Source organism: Streptomyces sp. NH27 (assembly GCF_056859195.1).
This window is the reverse complement of the sequence record NZ_JACEGK010000833.1, coordinates 1-2,004: the sequence shown is the minus strand read 5'-3', so window position 1 is coordinate 2,004 and position 2,004 is coordinate 1. Positions and strand designations below refer to the sequence as shown.

Sequence of the window (2,004 nt, the reverse complement as noted above, 5' to 3'; positions counted from 1 at the left end):
GCCCCAGCCCCAGCCCCGGTCACAGCCCCGGCCGGTCCACGGCCGCGCTGGAGGTCCGCGACCTCTCGGTGGTCTACCCGGCCGCCCGCGGCCGCAGCCCGGCCCGCGCGGTCGACGGCGTCAACCTGCGGATCGGCAAGGGCGAGATCGTCGCGCTCATCGGCGAGTCCGGGTGCGGCAAGTCCACCCTGGCCCGCTCGCTGGTCGGCCTGGTGAAGCCGACCGGCGGCGAGGTGCGCTACGACGGCACGCCGCTGGACTACACCGCCAAGGGGCTCAAGGCGTACCGCCGCCACACCCAACTGGTCCTCCAGGACCCGGGCGGCGCCCTCAACCCGAAGCAGAACGTGTACGACGCCGTGGCCATGGGCCCGCGGCTGCACGGGCTCACCGACGGGCTGCCGCTCACCGTGCACGACGCGCTGTCCCAAGCCGGGCTGCGCCCGCCGGAGGACTTCTTCGGCCGCTACCCGCACGAACTGTCCGGCGGGCAGCAGCAGCGCGTCGTCATCGCCGGCGTGCTGGCGCTGAACCCGTCGGTCATCGTGGCGGACGAGCCGGTGGCGTCGCTGGACGCCTCCGTGCGCGGGGAGATCCTGGCGCTCATGCTGCGGCTGCGCGACGAACTCGGCCTGTCGGCCCTGGTGGTCAGTCATGACCTCGGCCTGGCCTGGAACATCGCCGACCGGGTGGCCGTGATGTACCTGGGCCGGGTGGTCGAGCAGGGCACCGTCGAAGAGGTCCTGCTGCGGCCGCAACACCCCTACACCAAGGCCCTGTTGTCGGTGGTGCCGACCGGGGCCGAGGACTGGCGCCCCACCCTGCTGACCGGTGAGCCGCCGGACCCGACCGCGATCCCGTCCGGCTGCCGCTTCCATCCGCGGTGCACCCGCTGGGCCGGCGCCTCGCCGGCCGACCGCGCCGCGGCCGCCTGCGACCGCCGTGAACTCCCGGTGCTGGCGCCGGACACCTCCTGCGCCGCCTGCCATCTGCTCGGTTCGACACCCCTGGAGACGATATGACTCTGCTTCGCCCGCCCGGGTTGAAGCCCGGCGACACCGTCGCCGTGATCTGCGCCAGCTCGCCCGTGGACAACCAGGAACACCTGGAGTCGGGACTGGCCGCCCTGCGCTCCGTGGGCCTGGTGCCGGAGGTCTTCGGGTCGGCCCGCGACGCCGGAAGTATGTACGACTATCTGGCGGGGGACGACGCGCTGCGGGCCGGTGACCTGACCCGCGCACTGACCGACCCCGAGTACGCCGCCGTGTTCCTCGCCTGCGGCGGCTACGGCTCGCAACGCACGCTGGAACTGGTCGACTGGAGCCGCATCGACCCCAACCGCCCGAAGGTCGTGGTCGGTTACTCGGACGTCACGGCGCTGCTGGAGGCGCTGGCCGTCAAACTGGGCTGGGTGTCGCTGTTCGGGCCGATGGTGGCCTGCGGCGGCTTCTGGGAGGGCCCGCAGGAGTACGACTTCACCGAGCTGATGAAGCTGCTCTACACGCCGTCCGGCGTCAAGGAGCTGAACTTCCCGGGCGCACGGACGCTGGTGCCCGGCGTCGCCGAGGGGCTGACGCTGGGCGGGACGGCCACCTTGATCGCGGCCAACCTCGGCACCGACACGTCGTATCCGGCCAGGGACGCGATCCTGTTCCTGGAGGACGTCGACGAACTGCCCTTCCGGATGGACCGGATCATCACCCAGATCCGGCGCGCCACGAGCTACCTCGACGGTGTGGCCGGGATCATCCTCGGTACGTTCACCGAGTGCGGGAACCCCGAGCACATCGACCGGATGCTGGCCGAGCGCTTCGGCGACCTCGGCGTGCCGGTGCTGGCCGGGGTGGACATCGGCCACAACACGCAGATGCAGACCTACCCGGTCGGAGTGCGGGCCCGGCTGGACGCCGACGGCGGGACACTGACCTTCCTCGACCAGCCACTCGCCGATCCGCGGGAGTGACCACAGGCCGAAGCGGCCGGGACGACGGGGCGGTTGAGCCC

At 72.2% G+C, this 2,004-nt stretch carries 2 protein-coding genes; both read left to right on the top strand.

The window, feature by feature from the left end:
- Positions 1-47: 47 nt before the first annotated feature.
- Complete coding sequence (locus AC13HU_RS36315; protein WP_483046261.1) at positions 48-1,022, top strand: ABC transporter ATP-binding protein; 975 nt, start codon at positions 48-50, stop codon at positions 1,020-1,022.
- The gene (locus AC13HU_RS36310; protein ID WP_483046260.1) at positions 1,019-1,963 is read left to right on the top strand and encodes a S66 peptidase family protein; all 945 of its coding nucleotides are present in this window, start codon (positions 1,019-1,021) and stop codon (positions 1,961-1,963) included. The genes AC13HU_RS36315 and AC13HU_RS36310 overlap by 4 nt, the downstream gene beginning before the upstream one ends.
- Positions 1,964-2,004 lie beyond the last annotated feature (41 nt).

Bases quoted from the DNA above. Each gene is read 5' to 3' on its own strand.
- AC13HU_RS36310 (WP_483046260.1), top strand. From the start codon at position 1,019: ATGACTCTGCTTCGCCCGCCCGGGTTGAAGCCCGGCGACACCGTCGCC.